The organism is Fulvivirga lutimaris (genome assembly GCF_009711525.1).
Taxonomy (GTDB): Bacteria; Bacteroidota; Bacteroidia; order Cytophagales; family Cyclobacteriaceae; genus Fulvivirga; species Fulvivirga lutimaris.
Genome location: NZ_SMLV01000157.1, coordinates 1 through 3,424, shown reverse-complemented (window position 1 = coordinate 3,424; position 3,424 = coordinate 1). Strand labels below are relative to the sequence as shown.

Genomic DNA, 3,424 nt, shown 5'->3' with positions numbered 1-3,424 from the left:
ATAGTCTGAGAGTTGACAACGACAGTTTGAACTTAATTGTTTGGTCCGAAGACGCTAGATGGCTACAGGCATTCGGAAGAGTTTTTCATGGAAGAGACACGATTATTAATTTCACAAAATATCTACACAATGTTCCTGGTTACTCGATTTCAAAAGTTGGAAGGCAAGACGAGCCTGAAGTTATTTTTATTCGACCAGATGTTGCTATTTTACATGAGTACCATGAACGGGAAGGGCAAATTATAAATAACGTTGTTACGCCAACAAGAAGAATAAATACCACTTATGTTATGTCCAAAGAAAACGGAAATTGGCAAATCCGAGACAAGGTAACAATGGACGAAAGGGAACGCTCAAAAAAATAATGGGTAAATAAAACAAATGGTAACAACACCCATACACAATGCCCTTCGGCACACTGTACAGAGCCAAACGTTGGAAAAAGTCGATTATCAATTTTATTCAGTAAATTAAAATCAACTTAAAATTCCATTTTCATGAAAATTGTCTTAACACTGGTTTTACTCGGTTGTTCATTCATTTCTTATTCACAAAGCGATGACACTGCTGCGCTTGATAAATTGTGGGATAAGATTAGCCAAACAGTAAGCACAGGAGATTTTGAAGGGTATAGTGCCCTTTTTCATGAAGATGCCATCCTTGTGTCTTCAACTAATCCGGAAAGTTCCAGAGCCATTCTTATCTCAGAAGCTTTAATCAACTGGAAACAAAACTTTATTGATGTTAAATCTGGAAAAATGAAAGCTGGTGCGGAATTTCGGTTCAGTGAGCGTATCATTAGCACTTCAGCGGCAAATGAAATTGGAATATTTAAATTCTCGTCAACTGATAAAAATGGCGATAGCCAAATAGCGTACGTTCACTTTGAGGCACTATCAATAAAGAAAAATGGGCAATGGTTTATGGTTATGGAAAAGCAGAAAGCTTTGGCATCAGAGAAAGAATGGGAAACGCTAAAATAAAAATCCCAGCAATAAAAACAGATAGACTATTATTAAGACCAATAGTCAAATCAGATATTGACAATATCTACAATGGGCTTTCCAATCCAGAAGTGATAAAGTATTATGGTGTAAGCTTTGATAGTCTGGAAGCCACAAAGGAGCAAATGGAGTGGTTCGAAAAATCGAGCCAATGCTGGTGGGCCATATGCTCTTTAGACAACAAACAGTTTTATGGAGCAGCAGGAGTCAACGATATATCATTGCCTCATAAAAAAGCAGAAATTGGATTTTGGTTACTCCCCGACTATTGGCGAGAAGGGATTATTTCAGAGGCAATACCTTTGGTAATCAATTTCGGTTTTAATCAACTTGAACTCCATCGCATTGAAGGCTTTGTAGAAACCGAAAACCAAGGTAGCAAACATACTTTGGAAAAAGTCGGCTTTAGATACGAAGGCACAATGAATGACTGTGAGATCAAGAATGGAAAGTACATTAGTATTGACATCTATGCTATTCTAAACCAATCGCAAAAAGTGGTTGACAAGGAAAAATAGCATATTTATAAGCGTGGACTAAATTACGAGCTAAATACTACCGGCTTTTACTGATCGCTAAACAACAACTCACAACGATCCATCCCATTTCACCAGTTCTCTATCTAAGAATTCAATACTTCTATCTGAAGCGGTAACACGACTGTTTACGGTATCGTAACTTCAACCATGATCAGAACAACTACCAGCCTCATGCTGCTCGCCCTATTATTGGCTTGCAACGGGCCTCAAACGAAACAACAAAAAACATCATTTGAGTTAGAAGCCACTTTAGTTGCACTAAACAACCAGCTTATAAAAGCTACACAGGACCAGGACTTTTTACAAATTGAGAATCTTTATGTTAATGATGCCATCTTGATAGCAGAATATAACCCGCTCATTAGTGGCAGGGAAAATATTCAAAAATATTATAATGAAATATTCAAAAGGCAAGAAGTCACCGAATATCAAAAAGAGGCAACCGAGCTATTTGACTTTGGTGAAACTATTCTGGAAATAGGAGACTTCAAGAAAACCTTCACTAATCTGCAATCTCAGGAGGGTAAGTATTTCAATGTTTGGCAAATGTCTGATGCCGGAACTTTACGGTTAAAATCTGAAGCTTTTGGCTACTATCATCCAATCGATTCGCCAACGGCCTTAAGGGTTTACCTACCTGAAGAACGAATTACACCCATAAAGACCTCACTTGAACTGGAGGCTTATCATGCACTCAATGAAAACTGCGTGCGCGATCGTGATACTAAAAAGCTACTCACTTCCTATACCGATGATGCCATCTATTACCCTTTCGCTGATACCAAAAAAGCGGGGATTGAAGTGCTTACCGAACATTTTACCGCATATCATGCGCCTCCTGTAAAAATCGATTCTATAGAAATAGAAACCTTTGATTACATTCCTGTGAGTGATGGTATCATCCAGTATTCGCAGTTCTTTGTCAAATGGACAGTACCGGGGTTTTCTGGCACTACCCAGGGTGCAGGCCAGATTTATTATAAAAGACAAGCTGACAACTCATTAAAAATCTACAGGCAGACAGGTATGCATGTTCATCATGAATAAACTGGCTATATTGGCGTTATTACTACCAGTTAATGATTTTATTTTAGAAGTAGTATTACCAAAGAGAAAGTAAAATGAGTTCAAAGCAATTTGGCGGAAAGATAAAAAAGGAGCATTTAGCGCTTTATGAGCAATCACCAAACTGGCGCAATGGCAAATTTCAAAATTTAGAAGAAACGAGTTTGTCTATCAGCTTATATAAAATACCCGGCCTCATTTACAAGCAGCTGAAAGGGCGTAAAGATCGTGAGCCAAAAGCACCACTTCCTATTATGCCGTTTGATAAGGAGGCCTTTTTGGCACCTTCAGCTCAAATGAAATTTATCTGGTATGGCCATTCGGTAATCCTGATGAGATTGAATAACAAGACCATTCTCATTGACCCAATGCTAGGGCCTAACACCTCGCCCATTGCTCCATTCGGGACATATCGGTATTCTGAAAACACGCTGGATCTGATAGACCAATTTCCTGAAATTGATCTTTTGATGATGACGCATGATCATTATGACCATCTGGACTATGATAGTATCAAGAAGCTGAAGCACAAGACTAAAAAGTATTTTGTAGGCATGGGTGTAAAAAGGCATTTGGTTAAGTGGGGTATTGAACCAGACATCATCACCGAGTTCGACTGGTGGAACAACCAAAGCTTTGAGGATATTTCCATTACTTATACCCCAACCCGCCATTTCTCTGGGCGCGGACTTACGGACAGAGCCAAGTCACTGTGGGGTGGTTGGGCATTTAAAACTGCTAACGAAAACATCTGGTTTAGTGGCGATAGCGGTTATGGGGCACATTTTAAGGACGTTGGTGAAAAACTCGGGCCTT

At 39.0% G+C, this 3,424-nt stretch carries 5 protein-coding genes; all 5 read left to right on the top strand.

The genetic code is table 11. From position 1 onward, the window contains the following. Positions 1 to 365 (top strand): DUF4440 domain-containing protein (locus E1140_RS01100; RefSeq protein ID WP_155178146.1); only part of this gene is annotated, 365 nt, incomplete at its 5' end. A gap of 132 nt (positions 366 to 497) precedes the next feature. Further along, positions 498 to 983, top strand: coding sequence for a Cif family virulence factor (locus E1140_RS01095; RefSeq protein WP_155178144.1), 486 nt, complete (start codon positions 498 to 500; stop codon positions 981 to 983). Beyond that, the gene (locus E1140_RS01090) at positions 965 to 1,522 is read left to right on the top strand and encodes a GNAT family N-acetyltransferase (RefSeq protein WP_155178142.1); all 558 of its coding nucleotides are present in this window, start codon (positions 965 to 967) and stop codon (positions 1,520 to 1,522) included. The genes E1140_RS01095 and E1140_RS01090 overlap by 19 nt, the downstream gene beginning before the upstream one ends. Positions 1,523 to 1,690: 168 nt before the next feature. Further along, positions 1,691 to 2,590 carry a YybH family protein gene (locus tag E1140_RS01085; RefSeq protein WP_155178140.1) on the top strand — a complete coding sequence of 300 codons (900 nt, stop codon included), beginning with the start codon at positions 1,691 to 1,693 and terminating at the stop codon, positions 2,588 to 2,590. A 74-nt stretch (positions 2,591 to 2,664) separates the two neighbouring features. Then, positions 2,665 to 3,424 (top strand): MBL fold metallo-hydrolase (locus E1140_RS01080; RefSeq protein ID WP_155178138.1); only part of this gene is annotated, 760 nt, incomplete at its 3' end.

Bases quoted from the DNA above. Each gene is read 5' to 3' on its own strand.
- E1140_RS01090 (WP_155178142.1), top strand. From the start codon at position 965: ATGGGAAACGCTAAAATAAAAATCCCAGCAATAAAAACAGATAGACTA.
- E1140_RS01095 (WP_155178144.1), top strand. From the start codon at position 498: ATGAAAATTGTCTTAACACTGGTTTTACTCGGTTGTTCATTCATTTCT.
- E1140_RS01085 (WP_155178140.1), top strand. From the start codon at position 1,691: ATGATCAGAACAACTACCAGCCTCATGCTGCTCGCCCTATTATTGGCT.